The 22,871-nt window shown below is 36.9% G+C and carries 21 protein-coding genes, 1 tRNA gene and 2 pseudogenes; 21 read left to right on the top strand and 3 right to left on the bottom strand.

The features are described 5' to 3' along the window. The first annotated feature begins 79 nt into the window (after window positions 1–79). The 11 genes and pseudogenes from ACZ42F_RS05120 to ACZ42F_RS05070 all read left to right on the top strand — a co-directional run bounded on the left by ACZ42F_RS05120 (window position 80) and on the right by ACZ42F_RS05070 (window position 8,155). Window positions 80–1,490: pseudogene (locus ACZ42F_RS05120) on the top strand (DegQ family serine endoprotease). Between the two features lie 4 nt (window positions 1,491–1,494). After that, entirely contained in the window at window positions 1,495–1,938 is a 444-nt protein-coding gene (locus ACZ42F_RS05115; protein WP_464279998.1) for a GHMP family kinase ATP-binding protein, read from the top strand. 47 nt (window positions 1,939–1,985) lie between these two features. Continuing rightward, window positions 1,986–2,342, top strand: coding sequence for a hypothetical protein (locus ACZ42F_RS05110; RefSeq protein ID WP_464279997.1), 357 nt, complete (start codon window positions 1,986–1,988; stop codon window positions 2,340–2,342). A 10-nt stretch (window positions 2,343–2,352) separates the two neighbouring features. Then, window positions 2,353–2,427: transfer RNA gene (locus ACZ42F_RS05105), tRNA-Gln, on the top strand. 18 nt (window positions 2,428–2,445) lie between these two features. After that, a complete protein-coding gene (locus tag ACZ42F_RS05100) occupies window positions 2,446–3,399 on the top strand; it encodes a ribose-phosphate diphosphokinase (protein WP_464279996.1) in 954 nt (317 codons plus the stop codon). A gap of 17 nt (window positions 3,400–3,416) precedes the next feature. Then, a complete protein-coding gene (locus ACZ42F_RS05095) occupies window positions 3,417–4,025 on the top strand; it encodes a 50S ribosomal protein L25 (RefSeq protein ID WP_029965676.1) in 609 nt (202 codons plus the stop codon). Window positions 4,026–4,113: 88 nt separating this feature from the next. Further along, on the top strand, window positions 4,114–4,695 hold the full coding sequence (gene pth / locus ACZ42F_RS05090; RefSeq protein ID WP_464279995.1) for an aminoacyl-tRNA hydrolase: 582 nt from the start codon (window positions 4,114–4,116) through the stop codon (window positions 4,693–4,695). A 122-nt stretch (window positions 4,696–4,817) separates the two neighbouring features. Then, the gene (locus ACZ42F_RS05085; RefSeq protein WP_029965672.1) at window positions 4,818–5,363 is read left to right on the top strand and encodes a CarD family transcriptional regulator; all 546 of its coding nucleotides are present in this window, start codon (window positions 4,818–4,820) and stop codon (window positions 5,361–5,363) included. A gap of 171 nt (window positions 5,364–5,534) precedes the next feature. Further along, window positions 5,535–6,782 (top strand): transcription termination factor Rho, encoded by a 1,248-nt coding sequence (gene rho, locus ACZ42F_RS05080; protein ID WP_029965670.1) that lies wholly within the window; start codon window positions 5,535–5,537, stop codon window positions 6,780–6,782. A gap of 45 nt (window positions 6,783–6,827) precedes the next feature. Further along, window positions 6,828–7,445 (top strand): M48 family metallopeptidase, encoded by a 618-nt coding sequence (locus tag ACZ42F_RS05075; RefSeq protein ID WP_464279994.1) that lies wholly within the window; start codon window positions 6,828–6,830, stop codon window positions 7,443–7,445. Beyond that, a complete protein-coding gene (locus ACZ42F_RS05070) occupies window positions 7,442–8,155 on the top strand; it encodes a tetratricopeptide repeat protein (RefSeq protein ID WP_464279993.1) in 714 nt (237 codons plus the stop codon). The genes ACZ42F_RS05075 and ACZ42F_RS05070 overlap by 4 nt, the downstream gene beginning before the upstream one ends. On the opposite strand, the gene ACZ42F_RS05065 is transcribed toward ACZ42F_RS05070, so the two are convergent. From ACZ42F_RS05065 to ACZ42F_RS05055, 3 genes are all read right to left on the bottom strand, one after another. Continuing rightward, window positions 8,152–9,474, bottom strand: coding sequence for a tetratricopeptide repeat protein (locus ACZ42F_RS05065; protein WP_464279992.1), 1,323 nt, complete (start codon window positions 9,472–9,474; stop codon window positions 8,152–8,154). The genes ACZ42F_RS05070 and ACZ42F_RS05065 overlap by 4 nt on opposite strands. Continuing rightward, entirely contained in the window at window positions 9,464–12,001 is a 2,538-nt protein-coding gene (locus ACZ42F_RS05060) for a PAS domain-containing sensor histidine kinase (protein ID WP_464279991.1), read from the bottom strand. Before ACZ42F_RS05060 ends, ACZ42F_RS05065 begins: the two co-directional genes overlap by 11 nt. Before the next feature lie 264 nt (window positions 12,002–12,265). Beyond that, window positions 12,266–13,072, bottom strand: a complete 807-nt coding sequence (locus ACZ42F_RS05055; protein WP_464279990.1) for an ABC transporter substrate-binding protein — start codon at window positions 13,070–13,072, stop codon at window positions 12,266–12,268. Between the two features lie 134 nt (window positions 13,073–13,206). Between ACZ42F_RS05055 and ACZ42F_RS05050 the strand changes: the two genes are divergently transcribed. From ACZ42F_RS05050 to ACZ42F_RS05005, 10 genes and pseudogenes are all read left to right on the top strand, one after another. Next, entirely contained in the window at window positions 13,207–14,529 is a 1,323-nt protein-coding gene (locus ACZ42F_RS05050) for a malic enzyme-like NAD(P)-binding protein (protein ID WP_464279989.1), read from the top strand. A 15-nt stretch (window positions 14,530–14,544) separates the two neighbouring features. Beyond that, a complete protein-coding gene (locus ACZ42F_RS05045; RefSeq protein WP_464279988.1) occupies window positions 14,545–14,898 on the top strand; it encodes a hydrogenase maturation nickel metallochaperone HypA/HybF in 354 nt (117 codons plus the stop codon). Between the two features lie 16 nt (window positions 14,899–14,914). Continuing rightward, the gene (gene hypB, locus ACZ42F_RS05040; protein WP_464279987.1) at window positions 14,915–15,574 is read left to right on the top strand and encodes a hydrogenase nickel incorporation protein HypB; all 660 of its coding nucleotides are present in this window, start codon (window positions 14,915–14,917) and stop codon (window positions 15,572–15,574) included. A 9-nt stretch (window positions 15,575–15,583) separates the two neighbouring features. Then, the gene (locus tag ACZ42F_RS05035) at window positions 15,584–16,225 is read left to right on the top strand and encodes a hypothetical protein (RefSeq protein ID WP_464279986.1); all 642 of its coding nucleotides are present in this window, start codon (window positions 15,584–15,586) and stop codon (window positions 16,223–16,225) included. 18 nt (window positions 16,226–16,243) lie between these two features. Then, a pseudogene (gene iorA / locus ACZ42F_RS05030) lies at window positions 16,244–18,069 on the top strand (indolepyruvate ferredoxin oxidoreductase subunit alpha). A gap of 10 nt (window positions 18,070–18,079) precedes the next feature. Then, a complete protein-coding gene (locus ACZ42F_RS05025; RefSeq protein WP_464279985.1) occupies window positions 18,080–18,679 on the top strand; it encodes an indolepyruvate oxidoreductase subunit beta in 600 nt (199 codons plus the stop codon). Next, window positions 18,667–19,275: a GAF domain-containing protein gene (locus tag ACZ42F_RS05020; protein WP_464279984.1), complete on the top strand. Its 609-nt coding sequence runs from the start codon at window positions 18,667–18,669 to the stop codon at window positions 19,273–19,275. The genes ACZ42F_RS05025 and ACZ42F_RS05020 overlap by 13 nt, the downstream gene beginning before the upstream one ends. Next, on the top strand, window positions 19,239–20,180 hold the full coding sequence (locus ACZ42F_RS05015; RefSeq protein WP_464279983.1) for a sigma-54 interaction domain-containing protein: 942 nt from the start codon (window positions 19,239–19,241) through the stop codon (window positions 20,178–20,180). Before ACZ42F_RS05020 ends, ACZ42F_RS05015 begins: the two co-directional genes overlap by 37 nt. Next, window positions 20,180–21,010 carry an NAD(+)/NADH kinase gene (locus ACZ42F_RS05010; protein ID WP_464279982.1) on the top strand — a complete coding sequence of 277 codons (831 nt, stop codon included), beginning with the start codon at window positions 20,180–20,182 and terminating at the stop codon, window positions 21,008–21,010. Before ACZ42F_RS05015 ends, ACZ42F_RS05010 begins: the two co-directional genes overlap by 1 nt. Then, window positions 21,007–22,761 (top strand): ARMT1-like domain-containing protein, encoded by a 1,755-nt coding sequence (locus ACZ42F_RS05005; RefSeq protein WP_464279981.1) that lies wholly within the window; start codon window positions 21,007–21,009, stop codon window positions 22,759–22,761. Before ACZ42F_RS05010 ends, ACZ42F_RS05005 begins: the two co-directional genes overlap by 4 nt. Window positions 22,762–22,871: the final 110 nt, after the last annotated feature.

Here is a 22,871-nt window from a genome sequence, read left to right as displayed (position 1 = left end):
ACTAGATTGACCCTATAAGATAAAGTGATTAGTTTTTTTATTCATGGTCTTAGAAGAAATTTAGGAGGTAGAGCAGGCAATGAAACAAAAAAGGTTTTTCTTAGGTCTGGTGCTCGTTTTTTCCTGGGTAACTTTGGCCTGGGCTAGTTTACCCGATTTTACCGAGTTGGCAGAAGAAGCAGGTAAGGCTGTAGTGAACATAGGTACAGTAAAAGTAGTTAAGGGACCCAATTTGCGGGGGCTTTTTAAGAATTTTCCCCATAGAGGTACTCCTTTTGAAGACTTTTTTGATCAGTTTGAAAAGTTTTTTGGGCAGGAGCTAAATAAACCTCGTAAACAAAAATCCCTGGGATCTGGATTTATTATCTCTCCAGATGGTTATATTGTCACCAACAATCACGTCATAGAAGGAGCTGATGAAATAACTGTAACTTTTCAGGGAAAGGATGGAGAAAAAAATTATCCTGCCAAGGTGGTGGGAACAGACCCGGAAACTGATTTGGCTTTGCTAAAAATAGATGCTTCTAACCTGCCAGTGCTCAGGTTTGGAAATTCTGATAAATTAAAAGTGGGACAATGGGTTATTGCCATAGGCAATCCCTTTGGCCTGGACCATACTGTGACTGCTGGTATTGTCAGTGCCAAGGGTAGAGTTATTGGTTCTGGTCCTTATGACAACTTTATTCAAACAGATGCCTCCATTAATCCAGGTAATAGTGGGGGACCGCTTTTAAATATGGATGGAGAGGTAATAGGTATTAATACGGCCATTATTGCTTCTGGACAGGGGATAGGTTTTGCCATTCCCAGTAATTTGGCCAGGAAAGTCATTGCCCAGCTAAAGGAACATAAAAAGGTACAACGTGGCTGGCTGGGAGTGACCATTCAAGATATAGACGAAAACATGGCCAAGGCTCTGGGCTTGCCCAAGAGCAAAGGTGCTTTGGTCGCTTCTGTAACTCCTGGTGATCCTGCGGATAAGGCTGGTATCAAAGCTGGAGATGTGATTATTGCTGTGGAAGGAGAAGAAGTTAAGGATGCCAATGACCTTACTCGCAAGATAGGTAGTCTTTTGCCCGGCACAAAGGTGAAGATCTCTGTCTGGAGGAAGGGAAAAATAAGAGAGTTTAGAGTGGTTTTGGGAGAAAGGAACTTAAGTAAGTTAGCCAGAAAAACTCCTCAAGGCGAAGAATATGCCCTGGCTGATTTGGGTTTTTCTTTGCGACCACTTACTGCAAGAGAGGCCAAAGCCCTTGGTTTAGACAGTACCACTGGACTTATTATTACTGCAGTGGAAGACGGCTCCTTGGCTGCCAGAAGCGATCTCTAGACCTGGAGATGTGATTTTAGAAGCCAATGGTCAAGAGGTGAAAAGTGTAAAAGAATTTGAAAAGATATTCCAGGAAGATGCCAAACCCAAAAAAGTACTTATGTTGTTACTCAAAAGAGATGGGGTAAATATCTTTAGAACGATTAGTCTGGAAGAATAGCCAAATGACCTTTACTTTGTATTCTGGTTGCAAGGTTAACTTATTTTTAGAAATTAAAGAGAGGTTAGAAAATGGTTATCATCTTCTAGCCTCTCTTTTTTATCCTTTACCCTATCCCAGAGATACCTTATACATAGAAGAACAAGAACCCCTGGAATTTCAGCTTGAATCCAATAAAAAAGAACTGGAACAAAATAATATTCTGGAAAAAATTTTTAACTGGTTTAAAGAACAAGGTCTTCTGGAAAGAGGATATAAGGTTTTTCTAGAAAAGCAGGTTCCTGTAGGTGCTGGACTGGGGGGTGGAAGTGCCAATGGAGCAGTATTTTTAAACTTTTTAAATTCCAGGATAAGCAGAAAGTTTTCTTTTCAAGAATTACGAGAAAAAATTGCCCCTTTATTTGGAGCAGATCTTCCTTTTTCTTATGGAATCAGGCTGCCTGGGTAGAAGGCATAGGAGAGAAAATTTACCCTTTAAATTTTCAGTTAAGAGATTTGAGGGGAATATTAATTTGTCCTGAGTGTTTTGTTTCCACTGCCTGGGCTTATAAAACTTTTGATAAATTTCAAAATAATGGAAAATCTTGCTTGACATTACTTCCTTACCCAAATAAAAAATCTGTCTCTCAGGGACGCCTTGTTCTTTTTAATAGTTTCGAACCCGTAGTATTTTCCACTTATCCTGAATTGAGAAATTTAAAGGAAGAAATGCTGGCTGTGGGAGCTAGTGGAGGAATAATGAGTGGTTCGGGTTCAGCCATGTTTTTTTTATTTCGGGAAAAACAAAAATGGGAGAAAGCTCTAAGTAGGTTAGAGCAAAAAAATATTCTCCATTATTCCTATATTTTTTAAATAATAATGCTGGGGCGTCGCCAAGTGGTAAGGCAACGGGTTTTGGTCCCGTCATTCGAGGGTTCGAGTCCTTCCGCCCCAGCCATTTTTTTTGGATAAGAAAATGCCCAGACAAGGTGAATTAAAAATCATAACCGGCACTGCCAATCCTAAGTTGGCCGAGGCTATTTGTGAACACTTGGGGATGGAGCTTACTCCTACCCTGGTCACTACTTTTAGTGATGGGGAAATCAGGGTTGAGATTGGTGATAATGTTCGAGGAGATGATGTTTTTGTAGTACAATCCACCTGTGCTCCTGTAAATCACAACTTGATGGAACTCTGTTTGATGCTGGATGCCTTAAAAAGGGCAAGTGTGGGTAGAGTTACTGCTGTTGTTCCCTATTATGGTTATGCCAGGCAGGATAGAAAGGTGGTTCCCAGGGTGCCCATCAGTGCTAAGTTGGTAGCAGATTTTATTACTGTTGCAGGGGTAAACAGAGTTTTAACCGTAGACTTGCATGCCGGTCAGATTCAGGGCTTTTTTAATATTCCTGTAGATAATTTATACGCTGCTGAAGTTTTGCTGGATTATATGCGCACTATTTCTGGAGAGTTGGTGGTTGTTTCTCCTGATGCTGGAGGTACAGAGCGGGCCAGGGCCTATGCCAAACGTTTAGGAGCTGAATTGGCTATTGTAGATAAGCGTAGAGATACGCCAAATAAAGCTCAAGCTATGCGGGTGATCGGGGATGTAAAAGAAAAAGTAGCTATTGTGCTTGACGATATGATAGATACTGCAGGTACCATGGTTGAAGCTGGTAGGGTGTTAAAAGAGAATGGAGCTAAAGAAGTATATGCCTGTGCTACCCATCCTGTCCTTTCTGGGCCTGCAATAGAAAGATTAACTAAATCTTGTTTTAAAGAAATTATTGTTACTGACACTATTCCTTTAAAAGCAGAAGCTCAAAAGTGTGGCAAGTTTAGGGTTATTTCAGTAGCTAGTTTAATAGCCAAGGCAATTCACAACATACATACAGAGTCTTCTGTAAGTGTGTTGTTTTCACGTATAAAGTAAATTTGAAGGAGTCAAAGATGGCTGAGATGATTACTCTTGAGGTAGAAAAAAGAGATGTAAAAGGAAAAGAAAAAAGTCGTAAACTGAGAAATCAAGGATATATCCCTGCTATTTATTATGATTATAAAGGGGAAAATATTTTATTACAGGTTAGAAAAGGGGCTTTTCTGAGAACCTGGCATGAGGCTGGCGCTACTAAAGTGGTGGAATTGAACATTACCAATGGAAAGGGCGAGGAAAAAAAACCAGCTCTTATCTGGATGGTGGAAAAACATCCTGTAAAAGACATGGTATTGCATGTAGATTTTTATGGGGTAGATCTGGAAAAAGAAGTTGATCTGATGGTTCCCATTAAAGTTGTGGGCAAAGCCAAGGGTGTGGAAAAAGGTGGAATTTTAGAGATTTTTAGAGAAGAGCTGGAGATAAAGTGCTTACCTTTGCATATTCCAGAAGTTATTGAAGTAGATGTTAGTGATTTGGATGTAAATGAGAATTTACACATTGAAGAATTAAAAATGCCTGAAGGAGTAAAGGCTGTTTTTGAAGAAAATTTTGCAGTAGTAGGTGTAGTTGAACCTGAAGCTGAAGAAAGTGAAGAAGAAGAGGAAAGTGAAGAAGAGGAATAGTCTTTAATTATTAGTTTGGTTATCTTACAAAAATAAAATAAAAGCCCCTTTCTCCACAGAAAGGGGCTTTTATTTTGAGGTAAAAGTAATGGTAAAATTGATAGTTGGGCTTGGAAATCCCGGGGAAAAATATACAGATACCAGGCATAATATTGGTTTTAAAATAGTAGATGGTTTTTTGTCTTTAAAAGAAGTGGAAATTTTAAAAAAACAAAATAACCTGGGAGAATTATTTCAAGTTGTATTTTTACAAAATAAATACTTTTTTTTAAAGCCCTTTACCTATATGAATAGAAGTGGAATAGCAGTACAAAAAGTAGCCCATTTTTTTTCTATTCCCAGTGAAGAAATTTTAGTTATCCACGATGAGCTAGACCTCCCCTTAGGAAGAATAAAATTTAAACAAGGAGGGGGGACTGCGGGTTATAATGGACTTAAATCCATTTGTGAATTTTTGGGAGCTAATAGTTTTTTGCGTTTAAGAATAGGTATTGGTAGGCCTCAGAGAGGAGAAGATATTGCTGACTATGTGTTATCTTCTTTTTATCCTGAGGAGCAAGAGTTGGTGGCTAAGGTAATAAATACCGGGATAGAAGGATTAAAAGTTTGCTTAGACCAAGGATTTGCTAAGGCTCAAGAAGGTTTTAATTCGCTGTGGCTTGAAGCTTAAAATCAGTTTCTGTCCAATTACTCTTCTAAAAAGCATAGACTTGTTTTTAATTTTAGGATAAAGTATTCTTAATTCGCAAGTAAAAGAGAAGAATTGGAGCTTTTAACAGGAGGCTTGAAAAGGTGTTTGCTGTTGGTGAATTGGTCGTTTACCCTGCTCAAGGAGTGGGAATGGTTGAAAGGATAGAAGAGCAGGAAATTGGGGGAGTTAAAACCCAGTTGTATATTGTTAGGATTTTAAGCAATAATGTTACCTTAATGGTGCCTGTAAGTAATGCTGAAAATGTGGGCTTGCGTCCTGTTTATAACCAAGAGCAAGGAAAGGCTATTTTAGAATTCTTGCAAGATCGTTCTGATTTTACTGGTTATACGGGACAAAACTGGAATAGACGCTATCGAGAATATTCAGAGAAGTTGAAAAGTAGCGATTTAAAAGATGTGGCTTATGTGTTAAAGGAACTCTATCTGATTAGTAAGGATAAAGAGCTCTCCTTTGGAGAAAGAAGACTTTTAGAACAGGCTATGTCTTTGATTTCTATGGAACTTTCTTATGCTTTAAATGTCACTCAAAGTGAAGCCAAAAAAATGATAGAAGGTTTTTTTGCGGATATTTTAAATAAAAAAGAGGATGAAAGCCCTTCTGAGGAAGAAAAAATAGACGAAAAATAGGTTGATTTTTGTTACTAAAGTCTCTAAGTGATTTTTTTGTGATTTTAATGCAAAATCCCTTCAAATAAATAGACCATCCAATTAAATCCAAAGTTATTGTTCTCTTGCAATTAATCTAGAATAAATAAAAAATAAATTTAAAGAGTTTTTAGATAAGAGGAGTGTTTGTATATGAATTTATCTGAGTTGAAGCAAAAGTCTATGGCCGAGTTAATGGATTTGGCTTCTGAGTTTAAAGTGGAAAACCCAAGTGGACTGACTAAGCAAGAACTTATTTTCTCCATTCTAAAGGCTTATGCTTCGCAAAATGGTTCTATTTATGGAGAAGGTGTTTTAGAAATTTTGCCTGATGGATTTGGTTTTTTACGCTCTCCCATGTATAGTTATATGCCTGGTCCTGATGATATTTATGTTTCTCCTTCTCAGATCAGGCGCTTTGGATTGCGCACAGGAGATGTGATTACTGGGCAGATACGTCCACCCAAAGAAGGGGAGAGATATTTTGCCTTATTGCGAATAAATGAAATTTGCTTTGCTCCACCTTCAGAACTAAGGAACATTATTTTATTTGACAATCTTACTCCTATTTATCCTGATGAACGATTCATAATTGAAAATGGAGCTGAAAATTATTCTTCCAGGATTATTGACTTGCTTACACCCATTGGCAAAGGCCAAAGAGGGCTTATTGTGGCTCCGCCCAGAACAGGTAAGACCATGCTTTTACAGACCATTGCCAACTCCATCAATGCCAATCATCCTGAGGTATATTTGATTGTTTTACTTATTGATGAACGACCAGAAGAAGTTACTGATATGGCCCGGACAGTAAAGGCTGAAGTTATCAGTTCCACCTTTGATGAACCACCCCAGAGACATGTGCAAGTAGCTGAAATGGTTATTGAAAAGGCCAAGCGTTTAGTAGAAAGAAAAATGGATGTGGTTATTTTACTGGACAGCATTACCAGGCTGGCTAGGGCTTACAATGCTGTTACTCCTTCTTCTGGTAGAGTACTTTCTGGTGGCCTGGATGCCAATGCCTTACAGCGTCCAAAACGTTTTTTTGGTGCAGCTAGAAATGTAGAAGAGGGTGGAAGTTTAACCATTATTGCCACAGCTTTGATTGATACTGGGTCCAGAATGGATGAAGTTATTTTTGAAGAATTTAAGGGTACTGGCAATATGGACCTTTATCTGGATAGACATTTAGCTGATAAGAGAGTGTTTCCTGCAATTGATATTAATCGTTCTGGCACCAGAAAAGAAGAATTGCTTTTACCGCCTGATGTGCTCAATAGGGTTTGGATTTTACGCAAGGTATTGGCTCCTATGAATCCCCTGGAAAGCATGGAATTTTTGCTGGATAAAATGCGAGGAACTAAGTCCAATAAAGAGTTTTTAGATATGATGAACAAATAAAAAACTAATGCGTCCCCTTAAGCTATTTATTTTTTTCTGGTTTTTTTGCTGGGGATTAATTTATCCCGGCCTTCAGCAGCTATTTTAGGAGAATTTAGTTTAAAAAAAGAAGCTGAATTAGGCCAAAAATTTAAAAAACTCCTTCGTTCTCGTTTGCCTTTGATTGAAGACCCAGAAATTACTTCCTATGTGCGAGGTATGGTAGCCAAACTGGCTAAGGAAGCTCCCTATTATCCTTTTAAAATAGAAGTAGATGTAGTGGAAAATAACTCTCTCAATGCCTTTGCTACCTTAGCTGGGTATATGGTGATCTATTCTGGGCTGATTATGAATGTTCAGAGTGACAGTGAACTGGCTGGAGTCTTGGCCCATGAGTTAGCCCACCTCACGCAAAGACACGTGGCTAAAAACATAGAACAATCTCAACTGGTTAGCCTGGGAAGCCTGGCCACCTTACTGGCTGGGGTATTTTTGGGCAAAGGGGAAATGGGAGAGGCTATGGTCATTGGTTCTGTGGCTGGAGCCCAGTCCCTTATGCTTAAATATACGAGGGAAAATGAGCGCGAAGCAGACCAGGTGGGTTTTAATTATTTAGTTAAGAGCGGTTATAACCCCTGGGGGATGGTTCAGGTATTTGAATTAATTAGAAAAAAAGGTGGTTGAGTGGTAGTAGTATCCCCTCTTATCTTTCTACGCATCCAGAGGTGAATGAGCGTATTGGTTATTTAGAAGATAGGCTAAAAAGGGCTAATATTCCTTTAAACCTGCAAAAAAGTGAACAATTAAAATTGGTACAAACCTTACTTTGGGCCAAATATACAGATCCTAACCTGGCCTTGTCCTTTTTTAAAGGAGAAGATTGTTATTCCTTGTTGGGTAAAGCTATTGCTTTAAGAAGGCTAAATAGGTTTAAAGAAGCTTTGACTTATTTTGAAAAATTAAAAAAATGCCCTAATAATAGTGTGTTTAAAAGAGAAATAGGTTTATTTTACTATCGTTTGGGAAAAATTGACCTGGCTTTGAACAATTTGCAGCAGGCAGTGTTGTTGAACCCCAAAGATACCCTGGCTCTTTTTTATTATGCCAGGGCTCTGGCTGAAAAGGGAGAGAAAACAGCTTTAAAATATTTTCAGGAAGCCCTGGAAAAAATGCCCTATAGTCCGGAAATTAGAGAAGAACTAGGTATCTTTTACGGTAAACAGGGAAATCTTTTTCAGGCCCACTTAAACCTGGCCTATGCCTATCTTTTAAAAAAAGAAGAAAGGAAGTTTAAGTTTCACTATCAAAAGGCCAGAGAGCTAGCCCTTAGTGAGCAAGAAAAAAAGCTCTGGGAACAGTTAAAAAAAGAATATCAGGAGAGAAAACAACTCTAACCTCTTAATTTGCGAGCAAGTTCAATGGCTTTGGCATGCCTTGGGTTTTGCTGAAAACAGAGGGACAGCATCTTTTGGGCCTCGATTACCTTATGGCTTCTATAAAAAATATAGGCTAGATTATAGGCAATATTTTCACCCTTTAAAGGTAGTTCTGGATCAAGATCTAAGGCTTTTTGAGCAAAGTCTAAGGCCTTGTATGGCTTGTTTCCTTCTAAGTAGGCCAGGGCAATGTTGTAGTGTAAATGGCTATCTGCAGGCGCAATTTTTAGAGCTTTTTGATAATACCTGGCTGCTTCTTCCCACTTACCCTGTTTTCTAAGTAAGATTCCCAATTCATTAAACATCCAGAGATCATTGATATTTAATAAATCTGCCTTAAAATTGATGGCTTCTTCTATATACTTAGAGCTTAGATGGGGAACTTTATCTTTGATTTTAAGAGCAATGTCCATAAGGGTACTGGCTAAAATTTCTTGAGAATATTTTTTTATTTGCTTGACCGCTTCATCTAAATATTCTTTACCCTCATCAACCTTATCTAAATCTATGTAAGTTTTTCCAATTTCTATTTTCCTGTTATAATTAAGGGGAGAAAGTTTATCCAGACGTTTTAAATAAGCTAATTTCTTCTCCAGGTCTCCTATTGCTTCATGCAGTTCTACCAGTTTTTTTAGTGGTTCAAGATATAACTTGCTCCTTTTAGATGCTTCTAAATAACATTCTTCTGCTTCTTTTATTTTATTTCTCTTCTTAAATATATCTCCCTTTAAAATATAAGCTATAGAACTATCTGGCTTTATCTTTAAAATTTTATTTACTATGCTTTCTGCTTCTTCAAGGTTATTATTTTCTATAAGTTCTTTACATTTATCAACAAGTTTACTTAGGCCACTTGATTTTACAGTAAAGGCTATTTTTTGGATGAGAGAATTTATGGATACGGGTTTTACAATAACATTATCAGCTCCATATTCAAGTATATGAGCTATCTTATCTCGATCTATCTCATTTGTCAGGCAAATAATTTTGATATTTTTAAAAATATTTTTTAATTCTTTTATTTTTTCTATATTATAATTTCCTTTTAAAAATAATTCTAAAATAACTAGGGGAAAGTTTCCATATTCTATATTTTCTTTTACTTTTAATATAAGCGTGTCTAAAGTGGCTAAAGTGAGACTATCCTCAGTTAAAGCCAGAGTCTTGAGCATGGCTAAAAAGGTCTTTTCAAAAAGGGCATCATCACTTACCAGGATAAAGTGCCCTTTTTTCTTCTGGACAAAGTTAACCACAATGGAGTCATAATTAGTCTGCATAAAAGATTCCCTTTATCGATTCTATCAGTTGTTCAAAATCATAGGGTTTACTTAAGAAAAGCTCTGCTCCAAATTGTTTGGGGTTCTTGGCAATGGGATGATGATGGTATCCAGAACAAACTATAACTCTGGTTTTGGGATGCAAGGTTTTTATCTTTTTTAGTACTTCTTCTCCACTTATTCCTGGTAGTCCTAAGTCAAGAATAACCAGGGAAATTTCCTGGCTGTATTTTTGAAAAACTTCTAAAGCTTCCTGGCCGTTTAAGGCCTTTAGAATGTTTACTTTAAAAGCAGAGGTTAAAAATTCTTCCAGGCCCTCTACAATCATTTCTTCATCATCTACTAAAAGTATGGTGTTTAGTTGGGGAAGTGAGCTTACTTGTTTTTGCTGCTCTGATCCTTTTTCTTCCCTTTCTTCTGTTATAGGCAACAGGACTTTGAAAGCGGTACCTTTAGTAGTTTCTTCCAGGGATATTTCTCCCTTATGCATTTTTACTATTTGATATACCAGGTAAAGCCCCAGGCCTGTACCTTCGCCTATGCCTTTGGTGGTAAAAAAGGGTTCAAACAACTTATCTCTTATTTCTGGAGCTATGCCAGGTCCGTTATCTGAGATGGTGATTTCTAACCAGTTTTGACCTGTTTCTTCTTGAACACTCTCTACTTTGAGAGTTATTTTTCCTGCAGGTTCATTTTTCAAGGCATCTTTAGCATTATTGGTGATATTTAAAATTGCTTGTTCCAGCAACCCTGGATTGCCTTTAATTTTGATTTCTGAAGGAGGAAGAATGGCTTCTATCTTGATATTCTTGGGATAAGAGTTTTTTATAACCTCTACTATATTGCCTATGAAATTTTTAAATTCAAAAACTTCCATTTCTTCTGGAGTTTTGTGACTTATATTAAGTAAGCTTTGCACAAATCCTTTGCCCTTTTTTACCTGTGTTTCTATTTTTTGAATAATTTCTTTGTTTTCTTCTTTGTTTTTGACTTTTTGAATGTAGAAAAGAATGGATTGCAAAAGATTGTTGAAATGATGAGCAATCCCACTAGCCAGGGTGCCAATTGTCTCCAGTTTTTGTACCTTTAAAAGCCTTTTTTCCAGTTCTTTTCTTTTTTGAGACTCTAAAAACACCTCTGTTTGATCCATTCCCACACAAATAACACTTTCTACTTTATTGGTATTTTCTTTAAAAATAGGGATTTTGGTAATGGCTATAAGTCGTTTTTCTCCTGTTTTGTTTTCATACCAACTTTGTTTTTGCCCTATAATTCCCTGGGCAAAAATTTTCTTATTTTCTTCTATATTTTCCTGAACCACTTCTTTTGAGGTTAATAATTTAGATTCAATATCTTGATAAGACAGGTCTTCTGGTTCGTAACCGAAAAAATGGGCCATATTTTTATTGACCAGACCAAAGGTGGTGGGAGATTTTAAATACCATAACCAGAGGGGTAGATTGTTAATCAGAAAACTTAGCTCTGTATTTTTTTGACTTAAAAATTTATTTTTTTTGTCTATTTCTTTTAAGTAATAAATAAGTTTGTTAATTACAACATTTAATTCTTGAAAATAATTTTTATTTTTTATGATCGATAGGTTGCTAATAATAATTTGTTCATCTTCAGGTCTAGAAAGGATGTTACTTAATTCTTTTAAGCGAGAAGCTATATTCTTTTTTACAAAAGTGTTGATAGAAAATATTAAATAAGTATTTAATATGCTTAAAACAATTATGACAAATATTATAAATCCAATAGCAGGAATTATAATTTTTTTAATTTTAGTTAATTGGGCAATAACAAAGTTATTTTCCTTTTTAGCAAAAATTACATAATAGGAACCAAGTATTTTTTCTATTCCAATAAAGGAATTTTTAGTCTTTAGTTGACTGAAAAAATTAAAATGATTTATATTTTCCTGGGTACGTATAAATTCCTCTTGATTGGAAGCAAATACATTTCCAAATCTATCAGTAACTAGAATAGAATCATCGACAGAAAAGTCTACTAATTTTTTTAAGGTATTGTCTAAAATTGCTAAATCCAATTCTACAAGATAGGAAAAATTAGCCGGAGATGTATCCAAAAGAGATATGCTTAGTTGCTTTAAATTTATTGAATAGTAAGGTACAGAATAGTTAATATCCTGTTTTATCCTATCGAATATATGTTCTAGACGAGGCAGTTTGTGATTTTTGGGATAGGATAAGACAAGTTCCTTTTCTTTATTTAAGACAAATATATTTCTGGCAAAAAAAGGTAGAGAAAGTTCGTTTAGAGTATAGCTATATAAGTTGTAATCTAAATAAGTTTCTATTTTTTTTAACTGTTTTTCATTTATATCCAGAAATATTTTAATGTGTTGAGAGATAAATTTACTATGTTCTTTACTTGTTTTTAGCCAGATAAAAAATTGAAAGTATATGGCTGAAAAAATAAGTACTATGACTATTAAAATAGAAGGGACAGTAATCTTTTTTACTGTAAATTTATTGCCTATTTCCAGAATACTTTTAGCGTCCATATTCTACTCGGCTAAAGTCTTCATTTTTTAGGGTATAGATGTGAACAGGTAAATTTAAGTCTCCAAAGCGATTAAAGGTAATTTTATATTGAAGGCCTGGAAAATTTTTTATTTTTAACAGTTCCTTTTTTAAGTCATCTCCTAAGCTTAAGGCCTTAGCCAGGACTTTAAGGCTGTCATAGCCCCGATAGGCAGCAAAATTGGGTAATCTGCCATAGTTATTTAGATATATTTGGTCAAACTGTTTTTCCTTTACTGTTTTTTTTAGATAACTGGTGGAAGCAAAAAAGATTTTTTTCTAAAAAGAATAGGGTAATTGATTTTGATAGTTTGGGTCATGGCCCAACCTGCAGAAAGAATAATCTGGGCAGGAGAAATAAGAAATTCTGCGCCTTTTAGTAAATCCTGGTCATTGGAAATAAAAAGCAGGCCGTCTTTAGGGGTTAGACTGGAAAAGTGGGAAAGAGAGGTACTACTTATATGTTGATAGTTGTCTTTATAACTTAAGTTAAAGGCGATTTTTCCACCCAATTGGGTAAACTCTTGAACAAAGGTTTTTTGATAGGGATAAGTATAGGCCTGGTTTTGGGCGTCCCAGAGGATACCCACTTTATTTAGCTTAAGGAAGTTTCTGGCAAATTGAGCCAGTTGTCTCGCTTCTTCAGTGGAAGGACTTTCCAGGCGAAAAAAATAGTCATCTTTTTCTGCTAAAAGAGGAGTGGAAACAGTGGGGCTTAAAAGGATTACTTGATGTTTATTGGCCAGGGGTACAATCTTTAGAGCAATATTGCTGGTAATGGGGCCAATAATGGCTTTTACTTTTTGTTGGATTAACTTGAGCATTAGCTTTTGGGCTAAAGCAGGATCCTGTTTATTGTCTTCTACCAGGAGTACTATTTTTTTCCCCTTAATCCCTCCTTGCTGGTTTATTTCTTTTATGGCTATTCTCACTCCATTTCTTACATTTACTCCCAATTCTGAGCCTGGGCCAGATAGCTGGACCAAAAGACCTATTTTTATAACCTCTGGTTCTGCTAAAAAGAATTTATAGCCTAAAAAGGTTAGAAGCAAAAGAAGAGTTGCCAGGGATAGGATAAGATATTTTTCATTTTTTAATTAGAGAAAATTTTTCTCAGGTTAAATTCCTTGAAACCCAGTCTAAACTAGCTTAAAGGTAATGGTCAAATTAAATTTTAGGAGGAAATATGTCTGCTTTGTTTACTCCAGAAGAAGCCCTGACTTATCATCAACAGGGGAGGAAGGGTAAACTGGAAGTGGTACCTACCAAGCCCTGTCTTACTCAAAAACACCTGTCCATGGCTTACACTCCAGGTGTTGCCCTGGCCTGTAAAGAAATAGAAAAAGATAAGCACAAAGTTTATGAATATACCAATAAGGGAAATCTAGTGGCAGTGGTTTCCAATGGTACAGCTGTCCTGGGGCTGGGTAATATTGGCCCGGAGGCAGGCAAGCCTGTAATGGAGGGTAAAGGAGTCTTATTTAAAATTTTTGCGGATATTGATGTTTATGACCTTAATTTGCGAGTTTCTGATCCTGATCAGTTAATTGAGATTGTCAAAGCTATGGAGCCCACTTTTGGAGGGATAAATTTAGAAGATATTAAAGCTCCTGAATGTTTTTATATAGAAAAAAGACTGATTGAGGAAATGGATATTCCTGTTTTTCATGATGACCAGCACGGTACAGCCATTATTTCTGGCGCAGGTCTGTTAAATGCCCTGGAGATCGTGGGAAAAGATATAGACAAGGTCAAAATGGTTGTTTCTGGGGCTGGAGCTGCTGCTATTGCCTGTTGTCGTTTTTATGTGAGTTTGGGAGTGAAAAAGGAAAATATCTTTATGTTTGACTCCAGAGGCCTTATTCACAAGGGGCGAGAAAACTTAAACGAGCAAAAACTGGAATTTGCCCAGGACAAAGACTATGGCTCTTTAGCTCAGGTAATGAAGGGAGCAGATGTCTTTGTAGGCCTTTCGGTAAAAGGTATTTTAACCCCAGAAATGGTTAAGTCCATGGCCAATAGCCCCATTATTTTTGCCATGGCCAACCCGGACCCAGAGATAGAATTTGAAGTGGCTAAAGAGGTAAGGCCTGATTGTATTATGGCCACAGGACGCTCTGATTATCCCAATCAAATCAATAATGTTTCTGGTTTTCCTTTTATCTTTAGGGGAGCTCTGGATGTATATGCTCGAAAAATAAATGAAGAGATGAAGCTGGCAGCAGCCAAATCTTTAGCTGCCCTGGCCAAAGAACCAGTACCAGCAGAAGTTCTAAAGGCCTATGGGCTTGAGCACTTGGATTTTGGTCCAGATTATATTATCCCCAAGCCCTTGGATTTGCGTATTTTAGAGTGGGAAGCTCCAGCAGTAGCAGAAGCAGCTCTGCAAACCAAAGTAGCCAGAAAAGAGATTGACCTGGATAAGTATAAGCAAGAGTTAAAATTAAAATTAGAAAAGTCCAGAGAAAGACTAAGTCAATTTGTTGCTACCTATAATTTAAGCTTTTAATTTAAGGAAAATAAAATGCATGAACTTTCTATTGCCCAGTCTCTTCTGGAAATTATTAAAGAGGAAATGGCCAAACATAATGTAAGCAAGTTATTAAAAGTAAAAATTAAATACGGAAGGATTACCAATATTGTTCCTGAAGCTTTGGATACTGCTTTTAAGGTGCTTACTGTGGATACTCCTTTGGCTGAAGCTAAAATTATCACTGAAGAGGTGCCCTTAAGAGCTAGATGCAGGAAATGCAAAAAGGAGTTTTCTCCTGATCCAGATGAAGTGCTTATTGTCTATTGTCCCTATTGTGAGGCAGAGTTTGGCCATGAAATAATTTCTGGAAAAGAGTTAATTATTGAAGAAATAGAGGCAGAATAATTTTAAGGAGAGAAAAATGCAGATTCAAGTCGTAAGAAATATTTTAGAAGCCAATGAAAGAATAGCTCAAGAACTAAAAAAAATGTTTTTGCAGCAAAAAATTTTGGTTTTAAACCTAATGAGTTCTCCTGGAGCAGGCAAGACAACTTTACTGGAGAGAACTCTAAGAGAGCTAAAAGATGAATTTAAAATGGCTGTAATTGAAGGAGACTTACAGACCAACAATGATGCTAGAAGAGTGGCTGCCACTGGTGCTCAAGCCATTCAAATCAATACTGATGGTGGTTGTCATCTGGATAGTAGCATGGTTTTAGAAGCTGTAAATAAGCTGGATTTAAAGGATGTGGATATTTTGTTTGTGGAAAATGTGGGTAATTTGGTTTGTCCAGCTGAATTTTCTGTGGGTGAGGATTATAAGGTAACCATTTTGAGTGTGGCAGAAGGAGATGATAAGCCAGAAAAATATCCCCTTATTTTTGCTGAGTCCAAGGTAATGATTTTAAATAAGGTAGATTTGTTGCCTTATGTGGACTTCAGTTTGGAAAAGGCATCTAATTTTGCCAAGAGCTTAAATGCCGAAATAGAGATTTTTCCCCTTTCAGCTAAAACTGGTGAAGGGGTGGATAAATGGTATGAGTGGCTTAGAAGGGAAGTGAAAGCCAAAAAAAACAAATAGGAGAAGACAATGGAAGAAAACAAAAAAAATATTTTAGAGCAAATAGAAGAAGAAGCTGATGAAACCATACACCCTTTTTTAGAATTTATTGTCAATAACCTTAAAACCATAGGTATTGTTTTAGGAGGAGTTATAATTTTAGTAGGTGCTTATTCTGGTTATAAATATTATAAGTATTCTAGTCTAAATAAGGCTAAAAAAGAATTGGGCATGCTTATTGTTTCTTCTAAAGACAGGGAAAAAGATTTATTAAGTTTTTTAACTAAAGCTCCTTCAGAATTAAAACCCTCTATATATGTGGAACTGGTTTCTTTGTATTTTGAAAATAACAATTTAGACAAAGCTTATGATGTGCTTGAAAATTTAAAAAAACTAGATGATGATATTTTTGCTGTTTGTGTTTTAAGTCAGGTAAATATTTTAATGGATAAGGGAGATTATAAAGAAGCTTATAATCTTGTTTCAACTATTGATTTGGATAAATACAAAAACTATAAGCGGGAAACTTTATTTAAAAAGGCTTTTTTAGCTGAGAAAATGAATGATTTTAAAAATGCTTATGCTTACTATGTGGAATTAAAAAAAGAGTTTAAGCAGGAAGATACTTCTTATTTAGATGCTAAAATAAGTAATCTAAAAGAAAAAATATAGGCTAAAAAAGGTGAGAAGATGAGTTTACTTTTAAAAGATGAGCCAGGGAAGAAGGTTTTACTGTTAGGCAATGAAGCTATTGTTAGAGGGGCGTTAGAAGCAGGAGTAAGTGTGGTTTCCTGTTATCCAGGCACTCCTTCTTCAGAAGCTCCAGATACTTTTTATCGTTTACAAAGAGAGCAAGAAGTTAATTATTATTTTGAATACTCTGTCAATGAAAAGGTAGCCATGGAAGTAGCTGGAGGAGCAGCCTTAGGTGGAGTGCCCAGTTTGGTGACCATGAAGCATGTGGGAGTAAATGTAGCTGCAGATCCACTTTTTACCCTGGCCTATATTGGTACTCCAGGAGGAATGGTTATTTTAAGCGCAGATGATCCCTTTTGTCATTCCAGCCAAAATGAGCAAGATAATCGCTATTATGCCAGGATGGCTGGGCTTCCCTGTTTTGAACCTTCTTCAGCCCAAGAGTGTAAAGACATGACCAGGGAAGCCTTTAGGCTTTCTAAAAAATATGAACAACCCTTTTTATTACGCACCACTACTAGAGTGAATCACTTGCGAGGAGAAGTGGTTTTTGACTCTTTAGCTGAAGTAAAGCAAAAGGGAAGTCTGGAAAAAAATCCTGGGCGTTTTGTACCCATTCCTGTTGTAGCTAGAGAAAGGCATAAAGTCCTACTGGAAAAACTGGAAGCTATAAAAAAGGAAGTCCAAAAATCTCCCTTTAATAAAATATGGGGAGAAGGAAATATAGGAATAGTGGTCTCTGGTATTAGCAGAGCTTATCTTAAGGATGTGCTTACCGACCATCCTCACTTTCAATTTAAGGTTCTGGAATTGGGATTTACCTATCCTTTAAGCGAAGAACTGATTTTGGAATTTTTACAAGGTGTGGACAGGGTTTTGGTCTTGGAAGAATTGGAACCTCTTGTGGAAAAAGAGATTAGAAATATAGTGCAGCAACAGGGACTTAAAGTAGAAGTCTGGGGTAAAAATATAGGGCTTCCTTTGTTTGGAGAATATTCTACTGTGTTAGTGGCACAGGCCTTGTTTAAGCTGACCAATGAAGAATATAAGGCTACAGAGCTTTGTGTTGAAGAAGATCTGGCCAAAAGGCCTCCCAATCTTTGTGCTGGCTGTCCTCATCGTTCAGTATATTATAGAGTGCGCAAAATTTTTGGTGATGATGCCTATTATTCTTCTGATATTGGTTGTTATACCCTGGGAATTTTGCCCCCATTAAAGATGGCAGATTTTCTTTTGTGTATGGGTTCTTCTGTTTCTGCTGGTTCTGGACTGGCTATAAGAAGTGATAAGCCCGTAATTGCCTTTATTGGGGATTTTACCTTTTTCATTCAGGTTTAACTGGTCTGGCCAATGCAGTATATAATCAACATGATATTTTACTTTTTATCTTAGACAATAAAACCACTGCTATGACCGGGCACCAGCCTCATCCTGGAGTAACAGCTAAACCCATGGCCACGCAGGTAACTCCAATAGAAATCGAGCCTGTGGTAAGAGCCCTGGGAGTAAATAAGGTAAAACGGGTTAAAGCCCTAAATCAAAAGGCCCTGGAAGAGGCTATCCTGGAATTTAAAGAGGAAAAAGGGGTCAGGGTTATTATTACTGAAGAGCCCTGTCCTCTTTTTGCTCGCAAGGTGCTGGGAGTAAAGAAAACCAAAAAGGCCTATATAAGTGCAGAATGTGATAATTGTCTTTCTTGTGTACAAGAATTAGCTTGTCCTGCCTTTTATATCCAGGATGGCCAGGTCAAAATAGATGAAGTGTTGTGTGCAGGTTGTATGGTTTGTTTACAGGTTTGTAAATCCATAAAGGCAAGGTAAGGGAGTTATTATGGCTTTAGCTAGGATATTTTTTGCAGGTGTGGGTGGTCAGGGCACTTTGACCGTGACCAATCTGTTGGCTCAACTGGCTTTAGATAAAGGTATAGAAGTAACTGCTGGAGAAATTCATGGTATGGCTCAAAGAGGTGGAGTGGTACATACCTTTGTACTTCTGGGCGGTTATAAAAGTCCTAAGATAGAAAAGGGAGAGGCTGATTTTTTACTGGGTTTTGAACCCCTGGAAACCTTAAGGGCCCTTCCTTACTTAAAGGCCAAAGAGGGAGTGGTTATTTCCAGTAAAAATCCCCTTTATCCCATTGGAGTGGCTTTAGGCAGGGAAAATTATCCTTCTTTGTCTGAGATAGAGGAAAAGTCCTTAGCTTGTGCTAAAAAGTCCTATTTTTTTGATGTATTAGAAGGAGCCAAAAAAATAGGAGTCCCTCAAACTGCCAATACCATTTTGCTGGCAGCTTTTCTGGCTTTGGGTTGCCTGGAGATAGGAATAGAGGACTTGATAGAGGGCATTAAGAAATATCTGAAACCTAAAATAGTAGATGTTAATTTAAAGGCTGTACAAATAGGAGTTGAGCTTAGCCAATGCACTACTTAAGGATTTTACGGGAGGCTATTTTTGACCTTTCGTTTTCCAAGCCGTTAAAAGAAGGTCTGACTCAGCTTTTAGCTGAAGTGCGTCGCAAAATGGGCTATAGGCATATGTCCTTAGCCATTTTTGACCCCATTTCCCAGGTGATAGAATTTGCTATCTATTCTGGTTATTCCAAGGTGCCGCAAAAAAGCTATTCTTTGGGAGAGGGAATTATTGGTAAAGCGGTTAAAGAAAAAAAGCCCATTATTGTCCCTATTATGGAAGAAGAGCCTCTGTTTTTAAATTTAGCCTTTAATAGGGACCAAAGAGAGCTCAGGCAACTGGCCTTTATTGCTGTGCCAGTACAGCTTATCAATAAAGATGGAATTGCGGAAGTCTTTGGAGTACTTACTTGTGATTTAGCCAGAAGAAGTCAGGTGGACCTAGAAGAGCAATGTGAATTTTTGCAACTTTTAGCGGTAGTTATTGCCAGACATACTTCTTACTTACAGGATGAATTGGCCAAGAAACATTTTTTACCAGATATGGGTCCCAATCCAGAAAAAGGTTTTCCCCAGGAAAAATGGTTTTTTATTCCAAGTCCATGTCCCAAATTATGACCCAAATTTCTCAAGTCGCTCCCTCCAAAGCTACGGTTTTACTGAGAGGAGAATCTGGCACAGGTAAGGAATTACTCGCTGAAGCTATTCACAACTTAAGTGAAGTTCGAGATGGGCCTTTGGTTAAGTTGAATTGCGCAGCCTTACCCTCTGAACTCATTGAATCTGAACTCTTTGGACATGAAAAGGGAGCTTTTACTGGAGCCTATCAGAGTAAAAAAGGTAAGTTTGAACTGGCTAATAAGGGTACTTTATTTTTAGATGAAATTGGAGAATTAAGCCTGGAAGCTCAGGCCAAATTACTAAGGGTAATTCAGGAAGGAGAGATTCAAAGGGTTGGAGGGGAAAAAGATATTAAAGTGGATGTGCGCATTATTTGTGCTACCCATCAGCCTTTAGAAGAGTTAATTAAGGAAGGTAAATTTAGAGAGGACTTGTATTTTCGTATCAATGTATTTCCCATTTTTATTCCTCCTCTAAGAGAAAGAAGAGAAGATATTTTACCTTTAGCTGAGAATTTTTTAGAACACTATGCTCGAGAGTATAATAAAAAGATTAAAAGAATATCGACTCCAGCTATAGATTTGTTAGTACAATATCATTGGCCAGGTAATGTTAGGGAGCTGAAAAATTGCATAGAAAGAGCTGTTTTAGTATGTAATGAGGAAGTTATAAGGACATATCATTTACCTCCTACATTGCAGACTGCAGAAAGTTCAGCTACAGACAATCAACTCCCTTTTGCTGAAGCAGTTGCTGAGTTTGAACAGGAAATTATAATTGAAGCTTTGAAAAAGGCTAAAGGAAATATGTTGCAAGCTGCTAGAGATTTAAAAGCCAGTTATAGGGTTATTAATTATAAGGTTAAGAAATACAACATAAATCCTAAAAAGTTTGTCCGTTAATGAATTATAAATTTAAAAATGTTCTTATAGCTATTAAATATGCGGATGAGTTGTCCTTGCGGGTGGCTAAGGAAATTCAGAGCTATTTAGCTACCTTAAGCGTAAAGGCTGAAATTCTCTCAAATCAAGTAAAAGGGACCTCTTTACCCGATAAGATAAAAGACAAAGATCTGATTATAGTGGCTGGTGGAGATGGAACTATTTTGAGTGTAGCCAGAAAGCTGGGCTTTCCTAAGATACCTTTTGTGGGCATCAATCTGGGTAGAGTGGGGTTTATGACTGAGGTTGAACTGGAAGAATGGCAGGAAGGTTTATTGGCGGTTTTAAGGGGAGAGTATGTTTTAAGTACTAGATTGGGCTTTGAATATGAACTGGTGGAAAGAAGGGAAAAGGGATGGGCTTTAAATGATCTGGTTTTACATAGAAGTGGGCTTGCGAGATTATTGGAAATAGAAGTGGGTTTTGCCGGGAATTTTTTTCGAGTCCGCGCTGATGGGGTAATATTTTCCACACCTACTGGAGCTACTGCTTATAATATTTCTGCGGGTGGTCCTGTGCTTCATCCTGATATTTCTGCCTTTAGTCTTACCTGGATTTGTCCTTTTTTAAATAAGGCCTATCCTTTGGTTTTACCTGCGCAAAGTGAACTAGAAGTGAGGATAGTATCTTCAGAAGCCCTGGCCATGCTTACTGTTGATGGGCAAAGGGGGATTGAATTTAGCTCTGAGGATACTTTAAGGGTAAGGAGTAAAGAAGGGTTATTTGGTTTACTTCAGAAGAGTAAAGAGAGCTATCTTGGTAAACTTAAAGAAAAAGGTTTTTATTTATGAAAGAAATTCCAGCTATAAATTCTCTGAAGGATCTCTACTATGGCAAAGATCCTGTCCTGGATGCCTGGATTTTAAATTTTATGACTGAAAATGATATAGATCCTTTAGCTAATCCAGAAGAAAATGCCTCTTATGAGCAACTACGTTTTATGGTGGATTTAGATGAAGACCAGGTTTTTGCTCCCTGTACTGATTGGTTGTTGTTGAATTTGCTTAAAGGCGAGTTAAGTAAAGATTTAAAAAAAGAATATTTAACTACCTGGAAGAGACTGGTTTTGCTTTTAAACTCATTACCCTTAGAAGATTATCTACGGAAAAAATTGGTCAATCTCTGGCGTTATAAATTTAGACATGCCTATAAGAACTTGATTTTAATCCCCTCTAGATTGACCAAGCGCTTGATAACAATTTTACTTTCTCAATGTGTTGTCCACGATCCCTATGAAGTAAGGAAACAATGGTTTAACCAGCAGGTTTATAACTATATTCACTCGACTGAATTTGAAAGCCTGGTCAATGTTTGTCCTCAAAGTAGTTTTCCCTGTACCAGCCTAAAGGACTTACGCTGGCAGCTAGATATGTTTGAGCTTTCTCAACTCTTTTCCCTCTCTCTACAGGAGGAGTTGTGGAATGGAGAAAAGGAGAAAAAACAAAATTTGACTTTTTATCAGCAGGAGTTCTCTAATTTTGAACAGGCTTTACTTCAAAATATGGGGCCAAAGCGAGATCTAAGCCTAAAAATACTCTATTTGCCAGATAGTGCTGGAGCTTTTGTCTTTGACTTATTGGTTGTCAAATTATTACTTAGATTAGGTCATAAAGTTGTTTTGGCTTTAAAAGATGGATTTTATTTTGATTATCCTACTATCTGGGATATAGATTCTGATATGATTTTGCAAAAAATGTTGAAAAGTGCTTATTTTATTACTAATAAAAGAATATCTAAAAAAGAACTTTTGCAAAAAATGAAAGAGCATGACTTGGTAGTTATATCTGATGGAACTAGAGAAAGATTAAATTTGTGTAGAACAAGCGTGACCTTCTCTAGAGCCTGGAAGGAAAGTGATTTAATCATTGCTAAAGGGTATGGTAATTATAGAAGACTATGTCTTACTTCTCATGTTTTTACTAGGGATATAGTTGTCTTTTATAGAGATAAAGTAGGAAATCATCGCTGTATATTTAAAGCCAAAAGTCCAAAAGTGCGTAAAATAACTGAAAGTGAAATTATAGCCAAAGCTGAACAAATTAAAAGTGAGATGAAGAAAGCCAAGGCTCAGGGTAAAAAGGTGATGTTTTACAGTGCTATTGTGGGTAGTATACCTGGCCAGACCAAGACAGCGATTAAAATTTTAAATGCTTTCGTTAATTATTTGCGTAGTAAATTGGATAGTATTTATATCATCAATCCTGCAGAACATTTTATTCCAGGCATGGATGGTGATGATTTGATGTATATGTGGGAGATGGTGCAGCGAAGTGGGCTTATAGATATCTGGCGTTTTCAGACTGTGGAAGACATAGAAAAGAGTTTTGAGCTTTTGGGAGAAAAGGTGCCTCCAGTTTGGGCTGGCAAAGATGCTACCTTTTCCACAGGTTGCACCAAGGAAATGCAGATAGCTTTGGATGTACAGAAGAAAAATCCAGAAATGCAAATAATAGGGCCTGCTCCTGACAAGTTCTTTAGAAGAAAAGAATATGGAGTGGGTAAATATTTTGATGCCAGTTTGGTAAAATTGGTCAATTCCTAATTATGCGTGCTATTTATTATTTGTTGGGAATATTTTTTTTCCTTTTTCCTGTGCTCCTAAGGTAGAACTGGGTTGGCAAAAACTTTCTCCTTCAGAAATAGAAAAATTAG

The sequence above is a fragment of the Desulfonauticus autotrophicus genome (assembly GCF_055381725.1).
This window is presented reverse-complemented; position numbering and strand designations above follow the sequence as displayed.

What these genes read in the sequence shown, in the direction of transcription:
- ACZ42F_RS05100 (WP_464279996.1), top strand. Translation starts at nt 2,446, where the DNA reads ATGCCCAGACAAGGTGAATTAAAAATCATAACCGGCACTGCCAATCCT.
- ACZ42F_RS05095 (WP_029965676.1), top strand. Translation starts at nt 3,417, where the DNA reads ATGGCTGAGATGATTACTCTTGAGGTAGAAAAAAGAGATGTAAAAGGA.
- ACZ42F_RS05035 (WP_464279986.1), top strand. Translation starts at nt 15,584, where the DNA reads ATGGAAGAAAACAAAAAAAATATTTTAGAGCAAATAGAAGAAGAAGCT.
- ACZ42F_RS05020 (WP_464279984.1), top strand. Translation starts at nt 18,667, where the DNA reads ATGCACTACTTAAGGATTTTACGGGAGGCTATTTTTGACCTTTCGTTT.
- hypB (WP_464279987.1), top strand. Translation starts at nt 14,915, where the DNA reads ATGCAGATTCAAGTCGTAAGAAATATTTTAGAAGCCAATGAAAGAATA.
- ACZ42F_RS05065 (WP_464279992.1), bottom strand. Translation starts at nt 9,474, where the DNA reads ATGCAGACTAATTATGACTCCATTGTGGTTAACTTTGTCCAGAAGAAA.
- pth (WP_464279995.1), top strand. Translation starts at nt 4,114, where the DNA reads ATGGTAAAATTGATAGTTGGGCTTGGAAATCCCGGGGAAAAATATACA.
- ACZ42F_RS05050 (WP_464279989.1), top strand. Translation starts at nt 13,207, where the DNA reads ATGTCTGCTTTGTTTACTCCAGAAGAAGCCCTGACTTATCATCAACAG.
- ACZ42F_RS05010 (WP_464279982.1), top strand. Translation starts at nt 20,180, where the DNA reads ATGAATTATAAATTTAAAAATGTTCTTATAGCTATTAAATATGCGGAT.
- rho (WP_029965670.1), top strand. Translation starts at nt 5,535, where the DNA reads ATGAATTTATCTGAGTTGAAGCAAAAGTCTATGGCCGAGTTAATGGAT.
- ACZ42F_RS05115 (WP_464279998.1), top strand. Translation starts at nt 1,495, where the DNA reads ATGACCTTTACTTTGTATTCTGGTTGCAAGGTTAACTTATTTTTAGAA.
- ACZ42F_RS05060 (WP_464279991.1), bottom strand. Translation starts at nt 12,001, where the DNA reads ATGGACGCTAAAAGTATTCTGGAAATAGGCAATAAATTTACAGTAAAA.
- ACZ42F_RS05015 (WP_464279983.1), top strand. Translation starts at nt 19,239, where the DNA reads ATGGTTTTTTATTCCAAGTCCATGTCCCAAATTATGACCCAAATTTCT.
- ACZ42F_RS05025 (WP_464279985.1), top strand. Translation starts at nt 18,080, where the DNA reads ATGGCTTTAGCTAGGATATTTTTTGCAGGTGTGGGTGGTCAGGGCACT.
- ACZ42F_RS05005 (WP_464279981.1), top strand. Translation starts at nt 21,007, where the DNA reads ATGAAAGAAATTCCAGCTATAAATTCTCTGAAGGATCTCTACTATGGC.
- ACZ42F_RS05045 (WP_464279988.1), top strand. Translation starts at nt 14,545, where the DNA reads ATGCATGAACTTTCTATTGCCCAGTCTCTTCTGGAAATTATTAAAGAG.